Origin of the sequence: Planococcus chinensis (assembly GCF_042681545.1) — a bacterium.
Taxonomy (GTDB): Bacteria; Bacillota; Bacilli; order Bacillales_A; family Planococcaceae; genus Planococcus; species Planococcus chinensis.
In genome coordinates, this window is sequence record NZ_JBHUFW010000005.1 from 222,856 (window position 1) to 242,335 (window position 19,480).

Below are 19,480 nucleotides of genomic sequence, written 5' to 3' on the forward strand. Positions count from 1 at the left end.
CCGAATGTGCCGCCGAGCAGGTTCGCTTCTTCTCCGCGGAACGAAACCGCCGTCACCGGCTTTGCCAATTCGGCCTCTTTTTCGGCGAGCGTGAGCAATACTTCCAACCCTGCCACGACACCAGGCGTCCCGTCGTATTTCCCGCCGTTTTTAACAGTATCGAGATACGAACCGATCAAGATGCCTTTTCCGCTTTCCGACCCCACTGTCCCGAACACATTGCCGATGGCATCGCAATGCGTACGGATGGAATGTTTCTCGCACGTTTCGATAAACCAATCCAATGCCAATTTTTCTTGTTCGGTGTAGGCGAGGCGAGTGATCCCTTCGCTATCTGCTGTGATGCAGTTCACCTCGTCCAGCATGCCCATTAACCTTTCCCTATTTACTTTCACCTTTTCTTCACCTCCCATTTATTCATTCGGTTTTACAAAGCGGCCTGTCGTCTCTTCTTCTATACCCTCTTCATGGGAATAAACCAACTACTCCCGGCCAACCAGTCGAATAGGCGGGGCACGATGATTCCAAGGCCCAGCATGCCGGATTTCGCTTTGAAGAAGTCGTTGTCATCAATCGAATATGAAAAGTGTTTTAACCAGTAATGGGTAAACTTAAAAGGCATCCACTGAAGCGGATGCCCTTTCTCCCTGAGTTAGCGGACATTTCAAGTTCTTTGCTGAAATGAACACTTTCGCATATCCTATTTCCCAGCTCCGACCAATCCTTTTTCCGATGATTTCTCGATTGCCCGGGCATTCGCTTTTGTTGTGATCAATCCACCTACACCGATCAACGGCAGCTGGATGCTGGATGGATAATCGGCATCCTGATAAATTTCAACCGTTGAAGCAGTCGGGTTGAGTCCTGGTCCTTGAGGTGCCGGCTGCCCTTCCAATGCTTTTGCTCCACCGGCAATGCTGACCCGAATTCGGTGGCCTTTCTTAAAGACATAGGAAGTTGGCAAGATTTCTACCGTATATTCTTCCACATCGCCAGGCGTCAACGGCACCGGCGTTGTCTGCGACTCTGCTCTTGAAGCATTCAAATACCCCGCCACCACTTGCTTCGATGTTCCGTCTGGCGCAACATCTGTAACTTGTACCACAAAATCCGCATCTTCTGCATCCACTTCCGCCCAGAATGTAGCTGACATATTTCCAGTCACTTCTGTCGGAACCGCCAACGCGTCAGTTGTCCAGGTCACTGTTTCTTCTTCGTAAGGCTGCTGGTTAATCGGCAACCGTCCCGATGAACTCAGCAGCGACGGCAAGAATGGTCCGTCTTCCGGTGAGTAGCTGTAGCTGGCACTGGAACGTTTTTTGTTCGGTTCTTTATCTGTCAAAGAACCGTCATTGAGGCTGTCGATTGACTTGCTCTTTTTGTCGCTGAAGAACAAATCGACGTAGTTGGTGTCCGCAAGCGGCCAAGCAGTTTCGTAGCGCCATTGATTTGCTCCTTGTACATAAATCAATACCGAATCCCGCTTCTCGACACCGTTTTCCTCGCCTTTCAAATACCGGTCAAACCATAGGGCCTGATAGTCCTCAAATTCATAAGGCATGACCCCGGATAAATAAGCATGCGACCCTGGAGAAACAATCAGTTTGCTGGTGCCTCCAGCTGCGCTATACAATTCATAAGCTTCAATATTCCCGGGGCTGATGTAATCATTCCAGCCGCCTGAAATAAAGGCTGCTACTCCGCTTTCTGCAATTGCTTCCAATTCCTCTGTGGAAAGAGAGCGCTCCTGCCACCATTCATCATAATTGCGATGCTCTTTTGCCACTTCATATTCATAACCGCGTGCAACCCGGCCTGGCCCTGACTCCATGCCGCCCGGATTCCAAAGGGTATCATAGCAATTGGTGCAAGCTACTATCGGACTGATCGCTTTTAAGCTCGGCGGAAGTTCTTTTGCCGCCAGCCATTGGCTGATGCCCAGCAAGGAAAGGCCGGTTGTTCCGACGTTGCCGTTGCTCCATGCCTGGTCTGCTGCCCACTCAATAACGTCATAGCCATCTTCTCCAAAGGAATTATACAGTCCGGCTTCGCCTTCCGAGGTTCCGGATCCTCGCAAGCTCACGTGCAAAACAGCATACCCGCGCTCGGCCAAATCGATCAGCATGCCTTCAAACGAATTGCCGTATTCTCCATGCCCATATCCATTGAGCTGAACAATGGTCGGCAGCGGACCTTCCAATCCTTCAGGTAACAGCAAACGTCCTCTGATTAGAGTCCCGTCCCGGACTTCGATTTCGACATTCTCCTCCACTTTGACTGCATACCGTTCCTGGTTGAGCGTTTCTTTTTCAGTCACCCAATTGCGGTTTTCTGTACCAAATCCTTTAACCGAAGATTCGGCTTGCTGTTGAGCTTCCACGTCTAGAGCAGCAGAAGGTAGAATTCCTCCAAACATCAGCGACAGTCCAAGACCAGCACTTAACAAGATATTCATCAAGCGTTGCTTCGCCAATTATATCAGCCCTCTTCCTTAGTATAATATGAAGATCAGGTCCCTATTTAAGGTGTATGCTCCTTTCTATGTAAAGTATTCTAAATATTCTAACTACAATAGAAAGTGTAAGCGTTACCAATTTCCCTGTCAATTGAATACAAGAGAAATAAGGACTATGGAATATATAAACAAATAAATATTGAACATATATAACTATTCTTTTTACTCTTTGAATTTATTGAGTAAACTAGAAATTCCATCATGTAAACAAAATTAGAAAGTATCAATTCTGCAAAATGATAAATTCCTAGAATGCAAGCCAATTTCCATTTCCTGATTAATCGCTCCCCTTTTCGGGAAACCACATAAAGTAGAGGTTTTGAAAAGAAGCACTTAAATTAGAGGAGGAAGATCACATGGGCAAAACAGCAATCATTACAGGCGGCGGCAGCGGGCTCGGCCAATCCGCAGCGCTGCGCCTGGCAGACGAAGGCATCAACATCGCGGTTGTGGATGTCAGCGAAAAAGGCGGCAATGAAACCGTCGAGAAGCTGAAAGCGAAAGGCGTCGATGCCACCTTCATCAAAGCGGACGTCTCGAAAGCGGAAGAAGTGAAAAACTACGTGGACAAAACTCTCGAGCATTTCGGTTCGATCGATTACTTCTTCAACAATGCCGGCATCTCCGGCAGCGGCAAGAATTTCCTGGAGACCGATATCCAGGAAATCGACCAGATCGTCGGCATCAACCTGCTCGGCGCGCTTTACGGTTTGCGCTATGTGGCAGAAGTCATGGTGAAAAACGGCGGCGGCTCGATCGTCAACACCGCCTCAAGCGCCGGAGTCACCGGGCAGGCTACAGTTGTCACATATGGCGCAACAAAGCATGGCATCGTCGGCATGACGAAGAGTTTGGTTGCAGAATACGCGAAAGACGGCCTGCGCGTCAATGCGATTGAACCAGGACCGACGGAAACTCCGATGGTTAAAAAGTATTTCGAAGACAATCCGGAAATGAAAGAAAGTGCAGAAGCGGGTATTCCGCAGAAGCGCCTCGGCACGCCGGAGGAAGTCGCAGAACTCGTCGCATTCCTGCTCACGTCAAAAGCGCAGTACATCAACGGCGACACGATCCGCATCGATGGCGGATTCACGAATACGAAGTAAAAGGGAAACCTATAACACAATGAATAAAACAAAATGCCGCTCCAAGGAATCTAAGTTCCTTGGAGCGGCATTTATTGTCTTGTTTGATAAATCAGTTCGAATGGTTTCTTTACTTGAATTTCCCCGGCAAAGGAGCTTTTGGCGAAAGGAGCCTGTCCTCGACCAGCTCTTTCCAAAAAGCAGCTGGAATGGTCGCTTTCATTGTCTGCAAATCCTCTTTGATGCGGTCAGGCCGCGTGGATCCCGTCACCACTGCTTTCACAGCAGGATGCGCGGCCGAGAACTGGATTGCGGCATCTTTCAAGTGCACGCCGTGGTTCTGCGCCACATTTCGGAACCGTTCGACTCGCTGCTTGATCTCCGGTGTGATTTCCTTGTAGTCGAAATGGTCTCCGCCCAACAATGCACCTGAGTTGAATGCTGAGCCGATGACAAGCCCGCCCTCTTTCTCAAGCGCGAGCGGCATCATGCGCTCGAGTGCACGTTCATGCTGGAGCAATGTGTATTGCGTCGCCGACAAGCTCAGATCTGGATGCGCTTCTTCCAGCTCAAGTGCCACTTCGATCGGCGTCGTCGTGTTGACGCCAAGCCCCCACGCTTTGATGACCCCTTCGTCGCGGAGACGGTCCAGCACTTTGAACGCGCCCTTTCGCGCTTCGTCAAACTTCGCAATCCACTCGTCTCCCAAAAAGTCCGGAGACAGGTCATGGACAAATACTATATCCAGGCGGTCCGTTTTCAGGCGCTTCAGGCTGTCTTCAATCGATTGGAGCGTTCCATCTTCGGTATAATCCGTCCGGATCTTGTTCTTACGGCCGTATTCGAACAGCCCTTCTTTTTCCTCTTCTTCGTCCAAGATGATCCGTCCGACTTTCGAGCTCAGCAAAAAGTCATCGCGCTGATAGGAAGACAGAATTTCACCGAGCCGCATCTCCGCGAGTCCGGCCCCGTAAAACGGCGCTGTATCGAAATACCGGATGCCTTCATTCCAGGCTGTCTGAATCGTCTCCATCGCTTCCGCTTCCGGAACCTCCCTGAACATATTGCCAAGCGGCGCCGTTCCCAAGCCGAGTTTGTTCTTGACCGTCACTTCGTGTTTCATCGATGAACACCTCTTCCTTTTTTTAATAAAATGCACATCTCCTTATCTACCCGCTGCAATTCCGGATAAACGAAGGCAGCCTGAACACAATAAAAGCCGGACCTCCCTCCATGAATGGAGGAAATCCGGCTTTTATTCTGCAAACATATCGTAGCGATTCATCGATCTCTCTACCTTTATTATACGGCCAAATCAAAATAATTAACAGACTACTTTTTCCGGGATCCCTCCCCTATACTGTTAGGTACATCAACCCCACAGGAGGCGGAGCGATATGAACGAACCAAAAGATGTCTTAGACCAAGGCCCTTTCTTCCACGGAACAAAAGCCGAACTCAAGATCGGCGACTTGCTCGAAGCGCAGAACCAGTCCAATTACCAGGACAAGAAATCGAATTACATCTATTTCACGGCCACCTTGGAAGCGGCAAAATGGGGCGCGGAACTGGCGGCTGGGGATGCCAAGGAACGCATCTACTTGGTTGAACCGCAGGGCGAGTTCGAGAACGACCCGAACCTGACCGACAAACGGTTCCCTGGCAATCCGACGCGTTCCTACCGGTCGCAGTCGCCGCTGAAAATCGTTGCCGAACTAAGCGTCTGGGATCGCCATACCGATGAGGAGATCAATCATATGCTCGCTTCTTTGAAAGCCCTGCGCGAACAAGGAAAAGCGATCATCATCGATTGATCCGCAAGATTCGTTGGAAGCACCTGCTGAAATCCGATTTCAAGCAGGTGCTTTTTTCTATACAAATTGAAAATCGGCCACTGCAGAACAAGTATTGTCAATTAAATGGGAGGAATCCGGAACTTCCGGCTGTCCCAATCGTATAGCTACTATACGCATAAAATCATACATAAGAGTCCGGCGTCCAAATGAGGAGTGATGGCGATGACAGAACGCTTTGAACTAAGTTTCAAGAACAAAGAAGTGAAAATGTGGTTCATCATTATGACCCCTTTCTTCCTTCTGTCCAGCCTCTTCCTCTTTTTCGGGGACCCGGCAAACCGCTCGCTCCCTTTTCTCTTGCTCATCCTAGCCTGGATTATTTATTACAGTTGGCGTTACCGGCACCGGAAAGAGCAGAAGAACACTGAACGGAGATAAGCACCAAACGGCCCTTTGGAGGGCAAAAAGCACTAAACGAATGGAGGAAACCCTATGCCACGCTGCCAGAACTGCAACTATCAATGGACCTGGAAATCAACGGTCCGCAAATCCTTCACCCTCGGGGTAGGCATGGAATGCCCGAACTGCGGCACCCGGCAATACCTCACCAAAAATTCCCGCAAAAAAACAGGAATCCTCAACATCTTTCCAGCGCCGATTTTGATCCTCTCCGCCATGTTTTTCGACTTGGAAATCATAATGATGCTGCCCCTTGCCGTCGGGGTTTTCTCAGCATTCCTGGCGGTTTATCCGTATCTGGTTGAATTGAGCAATGAAAATGAACCGATGTGGTAGGAATTTAATGGAGCTTACGCCGCATTGTGCCCTTTCAGCAGCCGCCGATTCAATTGAAACGGCAGCTGCTTTTTTGTATTTCTTCCGCTTGCATACCAAAGCTCCCCCTCATTCTATTAGCCCTCTCCCTACCAAAAAGGCCGAAAGAAAGGTATATTTAAAAGTTAGCGTGAAAAAAAACCTCGCAATCCATCTAAGAAGGAGTACATAGAATGAGTGCAACAGACACAAATCGAAAACTTAACAAAACCAAAATCCTTAAGCGGGCGCTGCCCATCATCATCGGAGCGTTCATCACTGCCTACGGCCTCGAAGCTGTGCTGATTCCGAACAACGTATCGGACGGCGGCGTCACGGGCCTCAGCATCGTCGGCTCCCAATTGTTCGGCTTGCCGCTCGGCTTGCTGATTGCCGTCCTCAACATCCCGTTCGTCTACCTCGGCTATAAGCAGATCGGCCGAAGCTTCGCCATCTACTCCATCATCGGCATCGCGTCCCTCGCCTATGCGACGACGCTCATGCACCATGTTCCCGCCATCATCGAAGGCGACACGCTGCTCGTCACCGTGATCGGCGGGATCATCATCGGGTTCGGCATGGGACTTGCGCTCCGGAACGGCGGCGCGCTCGATGGCATCGACATGCTTGCTGTGCTGCTGTCGCGCAAAATGCCGTTCGGGACGAGCGACATGATCCTGTTCCTGAACGTCTTCGTCTTCATCATTGTATCGTTCGTCTTCGGCCTGCAAGGCGCGTTCCTGTCAGGTATCGCGTACTTCATCGCTTCCAAAGTGATCCACTTGGTCGAAGAAGGATTCAGCGGCTCCAAAACCTATAAAATCATTTCGAAAGAGCCGGAGCTCCTCGTCCAGACCATCTACGACCGGCTCGGCCGAAACGCCACCTATAATGTCGTCAAAGGCGCTTATACAAATGAAGAATACAAGGAAATCACCTGCATCATCAACCGGCTCGAAGACAGCAAAATGAAGGAAATCATCTACGAAATCGACAGCAACGCCTTCATCGCCGTCTACGACGTAGCGGAAGTCAGAGGCGGAAACTTCAAAAAGCGGGATATCCACTAAGCTTTTTGAACGCATTAAAAATAGCGCCGGATTCTCTGTAACATGAGAATCCGGCGCATTTTATTTTTCATATGAACTAAATCTAAAAACTCTTCCTCACAGCAACAAAAGCCCAAGGCCGATTACGACACCGCTGACAAACAGCACGATGAGGCAGAAGCCCATGATGTCTTTCGCTTTAAGCCCGGCGATGGCCAGTGCCGGCAATGCCCAGAACGGCTGGATCATATTCGTCCAGGCATCGCCCCACGCCACCGCCATCGCGACTTTCGCAGGATCGCTGCCGAGCATTTTCGCGGCTTCCAGCATGATCGGCGCCTGGACCGCCCACTGTCCGCCGCCTGAAGGCACGAAGAAGTTGACGAGCCCTGCACTCAGGAAGGCGAATAGCGGGAAGGTCTGCACGGTTGAGATGCTGACAAACGCTTCCGACATGACCGCTGCCAGGCCGGATGCTGTCATCATGCCCATGATTCCCGCGTAGAACGGGAACTGGACGATGATGCCGCCCGCCCCTTTGACCGCTTCTTGCACCGCGATCAAGTATTTCCGCGGCGTTCCGTGGAACAGGATTCCAAGGAACAGGAACATGAAGTTTACCAGGTCGAGCGTCAACGCAAACCCGTTCTGGACAAAATAATAAACGATGAATGCAATACCGAGCCCGCCGATGACCAGCGACAAGATCCAGCTGTTCTCCAAATGCTCCGCCGGCGTCCGCACCGCTTTAGCCGTCTCTTCTTCCACTTCCGGTTCGACAAGCACTTTCGGGTCGACGACGACCGTCTCTTCTTTTTTCGGCATCATCAAGCGGTTCAATAGCGGCAGAATGACAATCAACGCCGCCACGATAATCAGGTTATAGCTTGCAAAAATCGTCTGGCTCGTCGGAATGATGCCGATCTGGTCAGCGAACGGATGTCCTTCTGTCGCAATCGACAGCGGGATCGATCCCGAGAAGCCCGCGTGCCAAATCAGGAATCCAGAATACGCACTCGCAATCAGCAAACGGTAATCGACATGCGCGACGCGCTTCGCCAATTCCTTCGCAAACAGCGCGCCGATGACCAGGCCGAATCCCCAGTTGATCCAGCTCGCCGCAAGCGACACCAACGTGACCCAAATGATCGCGCTGCCCGGTGACTTCGCAAAGCTCGCGAGCTTGCCCAGCCCCTTTTTAAAAATCGGGCTGCTTGCCAGAACGAATCCAGTGACCAATACGAGCACCATCTGCATCGAGAAGGCTAAGAGCGCCCAGAACCCTTCACCCCAGAACGCTACCATTTCGACCGGCGAGGAATCGGTCAACCCGAGCCCCAACCCGAAAACCACCAGCGTCAAGATGATGACGAATAAAAACGGATCCGGCAAATAGCGCTCCATTAAATTATTCGAAAAACGTATAATTCCTTTCATCTTCCTACTCCCCTTTGTCTAAGTATTCACACCATTTCTAATGCTACCTTATTTTTGCAGGAGATTGTACTAAAATTGAAAAAATTTGAATATTATCGGGGAATTATTTATTTGGTTCCTATTCACATAATTAAGAAACGAAGAAGCAACTCTTATATGCTGCATCGGCGCTTTGGACAAAGCTCCCACAATAAGCCGAGAAGCCCACTCGTCTTATTGCTCCGCCCAGTCCTAAGGAGCGCCGGTGCTGTGAGATTTCTTCTGTTAAAGCAAGTCCATCGAAACCAGCTGAGTTGGTTAATTGATGAAAAGCTCTTGTGGATTCTAGATTCATTCTCCTCTTTTTTCGCTAGAGCTTATCCGCCAATTCATGTAGAATGAGTCAAAGCTTGCTCGCTACCTGAGAACAGATAGCCAATAGATTTTTATTCGACCGAATCGAAACAACTAAAGGAGCCTGAACAATTGTGAAGAAAACCCAACTGAAAAACCGAATCGACGCCGCCAACAAACAAAAGAAAGCGGACCTGGTCATTCGCAATGCCTCCATCGTCAACGTCTTTACGAAGAGCCTGACTTCGGGCGACGTGGCGATCAGCCACGGCATGATTGTAGGAATCGGCAAATATGAGGGTGTTCAGGAAATCGATGCCACGGGCAAATTCATCGCGCCCGGCTTGATCGATGCCCATGTCCACATCGAGTCGTCCATGGTGACACCGCAGCAGTTTTCGCAAGTCGTGCTGCCGCATGGCGTCACGACCGTCATCACCGATCCGCACGAAATCGCCAATGTCAGCGGAACGGACGGACTGGAATTCATGCTGACGGATTCCGAACCGGCCCTGCTCGACATCAAACTGATGCTGCCTTCCTGTGTGCCGGCCACGCCATTTGAGAATGCCGGAGCCGCGCTGTCGGCCGAAGACCTGGCGCCGTTCCTCTACCGCGACCGGGTGCTCGGACTCGCCGAAGTGATGGATTTCCCGGCCGTTCTGCGCGGAGATGATGCGATGCTCGATAAGCTCTTGCTGAACCAGCAGATTGACGGGCACGCAGCCGGGCTTACGGAAAACGACATCAATGTCTATGGCACCGCCGGCATCATGACCGATCATGAATGCGTATCAAAAGAAGAGATGGTTGCGCGACTGGAGCGTGGGCTCTACGTCATGCTGCGCGAGGGATCGGTTGCGAAAAATCTCCATGCCCTGCTCGAAGGAGTGACAGAACAAAATGCCCAGCGCTGCCTGTTCTGCACGGACGACAAGCACCTGGACGACCTGATTGAAGAAGGCAGCGTCGATTACAATGTCCGGACTGCTATCCGCCAGGGCATCCAGCCGATCACCGCCATTTCCATGGCCAGCTTCAATGCGGCGCAGTGCTTCGGGCTGCGCCAAAAAGGCGCCATCGCACCGGGATATGATGCGGATTTCCTGCTTCTCGATAACTTGGAGGAGCTGGAGATTGCGGAAGTTTACCGAGCGGGTGTGCTTGTGGCGCAGAACGGCCGTTATGTAGGACCGGTCCGAGAGAAGAGTGCGACGGAATCGGTTCAGGATACCGTGCACATTGCCGAGCTGGCCAAGGACAGTTTCCGTATACCGATGGGGCAAAGCACCGCCGCCCACATCATCGGCATCAATCCGAACAACCTCATCACGGATCACTTGATCGAAGAAGTGCCGGTCGCCGACGGCTCCTTCGTATTGGCTCCCTCCCAGGATTTATTGAAGATCGCGGTTGTTGAACGCCACCGCGCAACGGGCAACATCGGCCTTGGCATCGTCAAAGGGCTTGGCCTCCAAAACGGGGCCATCGCGACAACGGTCGCCCATGACTCCCACAACATCATCGCAGTCGGGACAAATGACCGTGACATCCAGTCAGCTGTCGAGGCTGTTCACGCCCTGCAAGGCGGATTGGTGGTTGTCCAGGACGGCGAAGTTCTCGCCAGCCTCCCGCTTGCCATAGCCGGATTGATGTCCGACGAACCGTTCGCTGCGGTTTACGCCCAGCTCAAAACACTCGATCAGAGCCTCTTGCAGATTGGCGCGCCGACGCATTTCAATGCCTTCCTGACCTTGTCGTTTTTGTCCCTGTCGGTCATTCCGCATCTGAAATTGACCGACTGCGGCCTGTTCGATGTGGCAACTTTCCAGCATATTCCCGTGGCAGTCCAACCGGAATAAAACATGACCCAAAAAGGCCGCATTGCCCTCGAGGCAAATGCGGCCTTTCTTATTGCTGATTTATCTTTCCATGAAGCTAGCGAACATGCTTCAAATTACGCGTTCACGGTTCCACTGTTTCGACCGGCGCATCATTCAACACATAGTGGTAAGTCAATGTAGAGTTCAGGGAATGCGTGACTGAACAATACGTATCCCGCGACAGTTTAATCGCCCGAACGACTTTATCTTCCGGAAGATCCCCTTTCAAGTGATAGGTGATGAAGATATCCGTAAACCGTCGCGGGTGTTCCGTCGCGCGTCTTCCTTCGATATCAATGAAAAATTCCTCCACGTCCAAGCGCATCTTACTGAGGATCATCACGATGTCCATCCCCGTACAGACGGCTGCCGCGTGCAAAAGAAGCTCGGTCGGACGCGGCCCGCTATTAGCTCCGCCGCTTTCCTCGTTGGCATCCAGAACGATCCGGTGCCCCGATTCGGTCGCTCCGTTAAATGCCATTCCGCCATCCCAGTCCAATCTTGCTTTCATCCAATCACCCTTTCCCTTTTCTCTTAGTATATCCATCCCTTTGGAGCGCTAATCTTTTCCAAACGAAATGGCACATTTTCTTAGCCGTATTCCAGTGGCAGTTGAGCCGGAATAAGGGGCCATCCATCAGTAGTTCCAAACGAAAGGCGCCGGCATCTCTTTACAAGAGTAGCCGGCGCTTTCATTTTTCGTTATTGATTTACCCGCTGCACGCAGATTCGGCCCACTTTAAATCGAAAGAATCTCCCATCACTTCTCGACCTCATCGGTAATCATCATGGGTTGGCTGAAACAAATCTTCCTCCGCATTGCGGACCAATGAAAAGTGCTCTACGTTATCATGCCCATGAAGCGCGCGATTATGATGCTTGATAATCTGTTCAGCACTTAACACACCATTGTCCGTTGTCGAATGGCCATCAGCGACCAAGGTTACATCCATGCCGGACATCGTAGCTCTTCTGACTGCACTGTCTATGCAGTATTCCGTTTTGCAGCCCATGATGACGATGTGGCCAATCTCCTGCGATTTCAAATGATCCAGCAGGGCGGTCCCGTGAAATGCATTCGTCGCAGACTTATCGAAAACCTTCACGCCTGCAGGCACATTGATTTCTTCATGGACTTGAAATCCTTTGCCTTGGCCCTCTGCCACATCGCGATCCCGCACAAATACCACTGGCACATTCGCATCTTTGGCGTTTCCGATGACTTTGTTAATGTTCTTAATGAGGACGTCTTTATTGAAAACCGCACTTTCCTCTTGAGTACCCTCTATCAATTCTTGTTGAGCATCAATGATTAATAAAGTCTGATTCAACTGGTTTTCTCCTCCCTGATTTGGAAAAAGTATCGGACTGTTTGATTGCGCCTACATTGTCTCCGCAGAAGATCTTCTGCTGAAAGCCATATTTTTTTCATTATAAGTGCCTCCGATACACTCCTAAATGTAAGATTATTCAGATTTTATCACATGGAATTTGAATCGTCATCGAGAATTTTCTTCTCTACTTGCTCTATAATCCTCTTCTTTACATCCTCACCATCCGAAACATGAATACAAACAACGATACAAGAATGATTCCCAGAAAGACGGGCAGAAAAATCCTCCCTAACCCTTCTGCCTCCCCTTGCGCGATTTGGATCATCGAATAAGTAATCATGCTGAAAAACAGCACTATTTCATTCTTCAGGACATTCAGCATCAGCCGGCCGTTTCTGTACTGCGCTTCCAGGTTGTCCTCCCGCAGATTGATGTAATTGTACACATGGGGATATTTCTCCAGTACCGTGAATAGGAGCCACAGCCCTCCCCCGACAAGCGGCAGGATGATCAGTTCCATCTTGCTTCCCCAGCGGTCCACTTCGCCGGCTCCATTGAAATGCCCGGGCACACGGTCCGGCAAGCCGCCGAATACCATCGCCAGGTAAATGATTGCCAGAAGATAAAAAGTGATGCCGATTGCATCGAAAATGGTTTCGAGCAGCGTTTTGGGAATTTTGATTTTAGGTTGCTTCATCATAAAGTTCCCCTTCCTCTTTCCTCTTTTACGAATAAACTTCCCAATAGTTTCAGTCATCACAGCATCAGACAGCCGGGTTTATTCCCCCTCTCTGAAACCTTCCCCTTCCCCAATCGTATTATCAGACAAGAGGTGATGGATCATGAAAAGCAAAAGAATTCTGCCGTACCTGCTGGCGTTCGTGTTGGTTGTCCTCGTCCCGACGCAGGTATACGCAATCGATTTTGAAATTTCTGAAGTCCGGATCGATGCACAATTGGATGCGGACGGCACAGCGGTTGTCACAGAACGGTTCACGTACGAGTTCGATGATGATTTCAACGGCATCACGCGCAGCTTGATCGCAAAAGATGGTACGACCATCGAGAACTTCACGGCTACGGAAAACGGCAAGCCGCTGCGGGTCGAGATGGAAGACGGCGTTTACCAGATTCACCGCAAAGGCGATGATGGCGACACAATCGAGATCGACCTGAATTACGAGATCAAGAATGCGGTCGAGAAATTTGAAGACGGGGCGCAGTTCTACTGGGCGTTCTTCGATGAAAGCAACGAAAGCGAATATGGCGACATGACGATTTCCGTCACGCCGCCATCGCCGGCGGAAAATGCCGAGGCGCTTGGCTATGAAGAGGCCTTTGGCACAGAACGCATCACGGATGATGGTGCTGTCCTGTTCGAGCTCGGTTCCGTGCCGGACGGTGAAAATGCCGATGTCCGTGCGATTTTCGAGCCTGAGCTATTCCCTGCTGTCACGGCAACTGAGGGTACGGTACGAGACGATCTTGCCAAGGACCGCGAAGAGCTGGAAAACGAAGCAGCCGCTTTCGCGCAGAATCAGCAAACAGCACGGAACATTGGAATCCCGGCCATTGTGATTGCGGGCGCATTGCTGCTGGGAGGAATCCTGTTCGCATGGATGCGCGCGTTCAAGCGCAAGCGCCAGATCCGCAATTACCCGTATGAATTTTTCGTCCCGAAAGAATCGATGAGCATTCCCGCGCTGCTCGCGTTCACCAACTCGGCGCTCCTGTCGCCGAATGCGATTTCGGCAGCGATTCTTGAGCTCATGCGAAAAGGCAATGTCCGACAGCTGTCGGAAGACCATTTCCAGCTGATCGACCGGAAGACCGACCACGATCATGAAGCCACGTTGATCGGCTTACTGTTCGACCGCATAGGCGACGGCAGTGAATTTACGCTCGGGCAAGTGGAAGAATTCACGAAAAACGATCTTAATCATCCCGCCTACAACGAAGCCATCGCCGAATGGAATAAAGGCATCAGCCATGAAGTGAAAGCGAAAGGCTTTTACGAGAAACATCCGGCCATGCGCTGGACTGCCGGCATTCTTGGCGGGTTCTTTATCGGGCTTGCCATATACACTGGCATCTACAAGCTCTTCCCGGCGATGTTCTTTTCCATCGTCTTTGCGGCGCTTGCGCTCGGCTTTGCCGTCGCCTACTCGCCGATCACATTTGACGGGCTCGAAATCCGCCACAACTGGCGGAAACTGAAAGCCGCCATGCAAGACTTGCCGGAAGCGCAGTGGAACCACTTGAGTCCGGATGATAAACAGCGCGCCTACGCCTACCTGCTCGGCAGCGACCTTAAAACCGCCGAACGGAAAGCACGAATCTTTACTTCCGCGAATACCGCAGCAGACGGATCAAGCTTCGTCATGAACCCGATCTTCATGACTGCCATATTCGTCTCAGCCGGTTCCACTACTACCGCGAGTGCAAGCGGCGGGGTGGCCGGTTCCGGTGCAGGAGTCGGCGGCGGTGGCGGAGGGTCTGGGGCGTTCTAAAGTCCAGTATTCCAAGTACAAATTCCAATAATGCAAAAAGCACCGCTCCGGCAATCGGAGCGGTGCTTTACCTTTTTCATAGAAGCTCTAAATAAATTCAAGCAAAAAACTTAACTTTTCACCAAGTCTTTAGCAGGTGTGTTGATTTCGAAAGATTTTCCGACAACAACTTCATGGCCTTCTTTCAAACGCTTTTTGTACTCAGCTGTCGCCGTGAACAACACGTCCGTTGAAGAGTTCAAAGCCGTTTCGAATGAATCCTGCAGCACGCCGATGATGAAGCCGACACCGACTATTTGCATCGCCACTTCATTAGGAATTCCGAACAAGCTGCTCGCCAGAGGGATCAACAGCAATGAGCCGCCTGCCACACCAGAAGCACCGCAGGCACTTACAGCCGCCAGCACACTCAGCATGAGCGCTGTCGGGATATCCACTTGGATGCCAAGCGTATTGACCGCAGCGAGCGTCAACACGGAAATCGTGATCGCGGCTCCAGCCATATTGACCGTCGCGCCAAGCGGAATAGAGACCGAATACGTGTCTTTGTCCAAGCCGAGTTTTTCGCACAACGTCATGTTGACCGGAATGTTTGCAGCCGAGCTGCGGGTGAAGAATGCCGTAATGCCGCTTTCACGCAAGCATTTGAATACCAGCGGATACGGATTGCGGCGGATGTTGATGAATACGATAAGCGGGTTGACGACAAGCGCCAAGAACACCATACAGCCGATCAACAGCGCCAACAATTTGCCGTAGGCGAGAAGCGATGAAAGCCCGTTTGTCGTAATCGACTCGATGACAAGACCCATGATGCCAAGCGGAGCGAATTTGATGATCCAGCCGACCATCTTCGCCACTGCATCCGAAACATTTGAGATGACCGTTTTCGTCGTATCCGCGGCGTTTCGCAGCGCCAGGCCAAGGACAAGCGCCCAAGCCAAGATGCCGATGTAATTGGCATTCACCAGCGCATTGACCGGATTGTCGACCACGTTCAACACCAAGGTCTTGATCACTTCAACCGCATTGCCCGGAGGCGTCAGGCCTTCAGCCCCTTGCGTAAGCGCGATGTTGACCGGGAAGATGAAGCTTGCAACGACTGCGACAACCGCTGCCAAAAACGTACCCAGTAAATAAAGAAAGACAATTGATTTCATATTCGTTTGCTGGCCCTTTTTGTGCTGGGCAATCGATGCCACGACCAGGAACAATACCAGGACAGGCGCAATCGCTTTAAGCGCTCCTACAAACAGCGTGCCGAAAATCGTCAACGATGCAGCCGTTTCCGGAATCGCAACCGCCAAGACCACCCCTAAGACCAAGCCGATCAAGATTTGTTTCACAAGACTGATCCGGTTCCACATGCTCAATAATTTCATACCCATTCCCCCTGTTATTTCTTCTAAGATGCAATTCGGCCGCCCCTCTGCCATCCCTCAGCAAGACCAGCAGCCATTTTCAATCTATCCCTATTCTATACAAAGAACTGAACGAATAAAACAAATTTTTTATAAAATCAAATTGTTAATCCAATTGAACCGCTGCCACGAATAAAAAGACCAGTCCGATTGACTGGTCCCTGCTTATATTCTCCTATAAGCGCCATGGGTACAAAAAGAGCGCCTGATTGCCCTTATCTGGCAGCTTTATATTAATTGGCATCCCGGAATCTGTATAACGACTCGTAGGAGCGGACCCGGGAATCGGTTTCAAAGGAAGCACGGCTCCAAAGGCTCTCGTCATCCGAAGTTTCTTCCGTCTCGACCAATTTCAATTCCCCCGCTTCGAGCGTCATGACCTCGGACTCGACCACCTTCAGTTCTTGCTGTTCGGAATTCAGCGCCCGGATGCGTACCTGCACCTCTTTTTGCTCGTCTAAATTGTTTTTGAGGAAAAATGAATTTTTGTAGTTCTCGTTGTTGCAGTTTGATGAGGAAGTCCGCATGCATTCTTTTTCGGAGCTCAGGAACAGCACCGTGATTTCCTCGTCGGCTTGCTGCTGTTCGGACATCGCCAGCGCTTTTTGGACTTTATGGATATAGGACGCCTTCTCCCCTAGCGGATAAACCCACATGGTGAAAAACAGGATGACGGCACACAGCACCCCCGTGACAGCCCATGCCATTTTAGGGTTATGGACCGATTTCGGAGCTCCTTTGAAAAGGATGCTGACGATGACGTTGACGATGCCAACAATCAGCAGAAACGCGCCACAGATAATGAGGGCAATGGTGCTTTCCAAGCCATTCTGGAAAAATGAAAGCTGATAGACGTTGGAATAATAGTAGTTTAAAACAACGCTGATGAAGAGCACCGCAATAAGAGCCACTAAGGCTATTTTCCAATTGGCTCTTTTGGTCTTGCCGGCTTTCGAATTCATGCCGGTCCAGAAAAGCCAAGCGAATGGAAGAAAAAAGAGGAAGATGACAAGTGAAACGATGCCCATGGAATCATGCCTTTCGCAAAAAGTGAGTGAGAAACAAAACCTCAAAAAGCCGCTTAATCGGATGAACGTTCATAAAGGAACGCCCTCGTAAATGGAGTGCTTTTTCTATCTTGTTATAATTATACGGAAGATGAACTGGAAAAGATTCAAAAATTAATTCCACAATGGAGAACGCGCTTTTCAACCATCATTTACATCATGTTGATTAGAAATTCCCAATAATCCGTATAGAAATGGATGATATACTGGACTACAGTGAATTTATTACATCAAAGAAAGGATGGTTGAACGATGATGCGATCCTTTCGTTTCAATGGCAGCCGGATTCTGAAAACCGGCATCGCCATCTTTTTGACAGCCGTCATTTGCGAATGGTTCGGCTGGCCGCCTGTCTTTGCGGTCATCACGGCCATCGTGACGATCGAGCCGACGGTCAGCGATTCGATCAAAAAAGGACTGGTCCGGTTCCCGGCATCAGCCATCGGTTCTGCGTTCGCGGTTCTCTTCATCACACTCTTCGGGAATTCCCCGATCACTTATACACTCGCTGCTGTCGCCACGATTCTCGTCTGCTACCGGCTCAACCTGCATGCCGGCCTGCTCGTCGCCACATTGACTTCCGTCGCGATGGTGGAAGTCATTCACGACCATGTGCTGGTTTCTTTCTTCATCCGCTTGGGGACGACAACGATTGGCTTGCTGGTGTCGACCGCGGTCAATATGCTCGTCTTCCCGCCAAACTACAGTACGGATATCCTGAAAAGCATCCACAGCATCAGCGCGCGTGCCGGAAGCCTGCTTGAACATACCTTCCGGACGATCCTTTTCGATGGGGATGCGAATCTTCAGGAAGACAAGAAAATTGTGAAGCAGCTGACGACGGAAATCCGAAAGACCGAGAAACTGGTCCATTACCAGCGCGATGAAGCGAGCTTTTACCCCTGGGTCCGCAACCGGGAAGCCGAGCTTCGGATGGCCGAGAGGCAATTGCTGTTTCTGGACAATTTCGAGTATCATTTGAACGCCCTGCTCCGTGTCCCGCTCCAGGACATCGAATGGACAGCTGCCGAACGGGACATCATTATGCATGCCGTCACGGCGCTTGCAGATGATCTGCAGCACGCCATCCATTACGACCACGAAAAGCACCAGGACAAATTAAAAAAGATCACCGATCTGTTTTGGGAAAACAGCAAACGGGTGCCGGCAAACGACGCCCTGCACCCCACCCTCTTCCCGCCGGAGTTCACGATCCTCTACGAGCTCATGACGATCTATGATTTGGTTGATAAGTTCTTTGATCCGAATAGCGTGAAGGCCGTGCAGGAAGCGGAAAAATCATAGGGGCATCTATAATTAAACAATTTAAAAACGGCCGTGCCTGAAACAGTTTAGTTTCGGACACGGCTGTTTACTATTCATGAATGTACAAGAAACCATTATGGCGATTTCCCATTGTCTAAAACATACAAGCCATCCCCAAAACCGACTACCTCCAATAAGGACGGCTCTTGTGTTACTCAATTGTTCTAAATAAAATAAACTTCTTCGCAACATGTCACGATTTTCCAAAGCATTTTACTGTTTTCATCTAAACGATACAGTATCTGTGGAAGTCTCTTGTCGGGTTTTGGCCAGAATAAAATTCGACAAAGCAAAGCCCGCTGCTACAGCAAGCGCCATTGTAATCAATGAACCGACCAAAGCGAGTTTAACCGCCATCAGGAAAAGAATCCCCACAATCAGCATGGTCATGATGGAAACGGAATTCCACAGCACCCGGTCTCTTACTTTATTCATTAAGCCACTTGAAGGTACTGTATCCGTTTCCGCTTCTGCTGCGGCCAAAATCCCTTTCAGACGCCGAAGATTGATCACAGGGCCTAAAAAGCTGTTTCCTAAAAGCGCCACTAACGACACATTGATCCAAGACGCCCCCCAGCCCCATTCGGAAAAGACGAGATATAAGGCAGGCACTAATATCAACAGTGTACTTAGCGGAAACAATGCATCAATCTTCACAGCAATTCCCGACCAGCGCTTGACGTCTTCCGTGTCTTTTGAATGCAGCATGGACAGCATCGATAATGCAAGAACCGCAATTGCCATAAACATGATCACTGCACCTAGTATATGGAGAAACAATACAACATTGTAAAGCATCGTTCTCTTCCTCTTCTCCAGTTAAGACATCGATACACTGGTTTCGTGTTTGGCTTCCGTTGTTGATGCCGGCAATAAAATTTACATCGTTCTTGTTTGCGATGCGCTCCCTC

The 19,480-nt window shown here is 50.4% G+C and carries 17 protein-coding genes and 1 pseudogene; 8 read left to right on the forward strand and 10 right to left on the reverse strand.

Going from position 1 to position 19,480, the window contains the following annotated elements; all coding sequences use genetic code 11:
- Positions 1–44 precede the first annotated feature (44 nt).
- Positions 45–413, reverse strand: a pseudogene (locus tag ACFSDB_RS08710) (Zn-dependent hydrolase); the annotation flags it as partial.
- 287 nt (positions 414–700) lie between these two features.
- A complete protein-coding gene (locus tag ACFSDB_RS08715; RefSeq protein ID WP_204891915.1) occupies positions 701–2,473 on the reverse strand; it encodes a CocE/NonD family hydrolase in 1,773 nt (590 codons plus the stop codon).
- 398 nt (positions 2,474–2,871) lie between these two features.
- Here ACFSDB_RS08715 and ACFSDB_RS08720 point away from each other — a divergent pair, with 398 nt between their 5' ends.
- Complete coding sequence (locus ACFSDB_RS08720; protein WP_204891916.1) at positions 2,872–3,621, forward strand: SDR family NAD(P)-dependent oxidoreductase; 750 nt, start codon at positions 2,872–2,874, stop codon at positions 3,619–3,621.
- Between the two features lie 109 nt (positions 3,622–3,730).
- Here ACFSDB_RS08720 and ACFSDB_RS08725 read toward each other — a convergent pair whose 3' ends face one another.
- Positions 3,731–4,723: an aldo/keto reductase gene (locus tag ACFSDB_RS08725; protein WP_204891917.1), complete on the reverse strand. Its 993-nt coding sequence runs from the start codon at positions 4,721–4,723 to the stop codon at positions 3,731–3,733.
- A gap of 274 nt (positions 4,724–4,997) precedes the next feature.
- Between ACFSDB_RS08725 and arr the strand changes: the two genes are divergently transcribed.
- The 4 genes from arr (at position 4,998) to ACFSDB_RS08745 (ending at position 7,279) form a co-directional block, all read left to right on the forward strand.
- On the forward strand, positions 4,998–5,414 hold the full coding sequence (gene arr, locus ACFSDB_RS08730) for an NAD(+)--rifampin ADP-ribosyltransferase (protein ID WP_204891918.1): 417 nt from the start codon (positions 4,998–5,000) through the stop codon (positions 5,412–5,414).
- A gap of 204 nt (positions 5,415–5,618) precedes the next feature.
- Positions 5,619–5,834 (forward strand): hypothetical protein, encoded by a 216-nt coding sequence (locus tag ACFSDB_RS08735; protein WP_204891919.1) that lies wholly within the window; start codon positions 5,619–5,621, stop codon positions 5,832–5,834.
- A 54-nt stretch (positions 5,835–5,888) separates the two neighbouring features.
- Positions 5,889–6,191 (forward strand): TIGR04104 family putative zinc finger protein, encoded by a 303-nt coding sequence (locus ACFSDB_RS08740; RefSeq protein WP_204891920.1) that lies wholly within the window; start codon positions 5,889–5,891, stop codon positions 6,189–6,191.
- A gap of 212 nt (positions 6,192–6,403) precedes the next feature.
- Positions 6,404–7,279, forward strand: coding sequence for a YitT family protein (locus ACFSDB_RS08745; protein ID WP_204891921.1), 876 nt, complete (start codon positions 6,404–6,406; stop codon positions 7,277–7,279).
- 96 nt (positions 7,280–7,375) lie between these two features.
- Here ACFSDB_RS08745 and ACFSDB_RS08750 read toward each other — a convergent pair whose 3' ends face one another.
- Entirely contained in the window at positions 7,376–8,695 is a 1,320-nt protein-coding gene (locus ACFSDB_RS08750) for a short-chain fatty acid transporter (RefSeq protein WP_204891922.1), read from the reverse strand.
- A 467-nt stretch (positions 8,696–9,162) separates the two neighbouring features.
- Here ACFSDB_RS08750 and ade point away from each other — a divergent pair, with 467 nt between their 5' ends.
- Positions 9,163–10,890 (forward strand): adenine deaminase, encoded by a 1,728-nt coding sequence (ade, locus tag ACFSDB_RS08755; RefSeq protein ID WP_204891923.1) that lies wholly within the window; start codon positions 9,163–9,165, stop codon positions 10,888–10,890.
- A gap of 103 nt (positions 10,891–10,993) precedes the next feature.
- On the opposite strand, the gene ACFSDB_RS08760 is transcribed toward ade, so the two are convergent.
- From ACFSDB_RS08760 to ACFSDB_RS08770, 3 genes are all read right to left on the reverse strand, one after another.
- On the reverse strand, positions 10,994–11,422 hold the full coding sequence (locus ACFSDB_RS08760) for an OsmC family protein (protein ID WP_204891924.1): 429 nt from the start codon (positions 11,420–11,422) through the stop codon (positions 10,994–10,996).
- A 262-nt stretch (positions 11,423–11,684) separates the two neighbouring features.
- Positions 11,685–12,242: a cysteine hydrolase family protein gene (locus ACFSDB_RS08765; RefSeq protein WP_204891925.1), complete on the reverse strand. Its 558-nt coding sequence runs from the start codon at positions 12,240–12,242 to the stop codon at positions 11,685–11,687.
- Positions 12,243–12,453: 211 nt separating this feature from the next.
- Complete coding sequence (locus ACFSDB_RS08770; protein ID WP_204892141.1) at positions 12,454–12,942, reverse strand: DUF1648 domain-containing protein; 489 nt, start codon at positions 12,940–12,942, stop codon at positions 12,454–12,456.
- Positions 12,943–13,087: 145 nt separating this feature from the next.
- Here ACFSDB_RS08770 and ACFSDB_RS08775 point away from each other — a divergent pair, with 145 nt between their 5' ends.
- Complete coding sequence (locus tag ACFSDB_RS08775; RefSeq protein ID WP_204891926.1) at positions 13,088–14,755, forward strand: DUF2207 domain-containing protein; 1,668 nt, start codon at positions 13,088–13,090, stop codon at positions 14,753–14,755.
- A 110-nt stretch (positions 14,756–14,865) separates the two neighbouring features.
- On the opposite strand, the gene sstT is transcribed toward ACFSDB_RS08775, so the two are convergent.
- Both sstT and ACFSDB_RS08785 read right to left on the reverse strand, forming a co-directional pair.
- Entirely contained in the window at positions 14,866–16,137 is a 1,272-nt protein-coding gene (gene sstT, locus ACFSDB_RS08780) for a serine/threonine transporter SstT (RefSeq protein WP_204891927.1), read from the reverse strand.
- 272 nt (positions 16,138–16,409) lie between these two features.
- A complete protein-coding gene (locus ACFSDB_RS08785) occupies positions 16,410–17,204 on the reverse strand; it encodes an LTA synthase family protein (protein WP_204891928.1) in 795 nt (264 codons plus the stop codon).
- A gap of 294 nt (positions 17,205–17,498) precedes the next feature.
- Here ACFSDB_RS08785 and ACFSDB_RS08790 point away from each other — a divergent pair, with 294 nt between their 5' ends.
- Positions 17,499–18,548, forward strand: a complete 1,050-nt coding sequence (locus tag ACFSDB_RS08790; RefSeq protein ID WP_204892142.1) for an aromatic acid exporter family protein — start codon at positions 17,499–17,501, stop codon at positions 18,546–18,548.
- 243 nt (positions 18,549–18,791) lie between these two features.
- Here the strand turns inward: ACFSDB_RS08790 and ACFSDB_RS08795 are convergent, their stop codons facing one another.
- Complete coding sequence (locus tag ACFSDB_RS08795) at positions 18,792–19,367, reverse strand: DUF2269 family protein (RefSeq protein ID WP_204891929.1); 576 nt, start codon at positions 19,365–19,367, stop codon at positions 18,792–18,794.
- Positions 19,368–19,480: the final 113 nt, after the last annotated feature.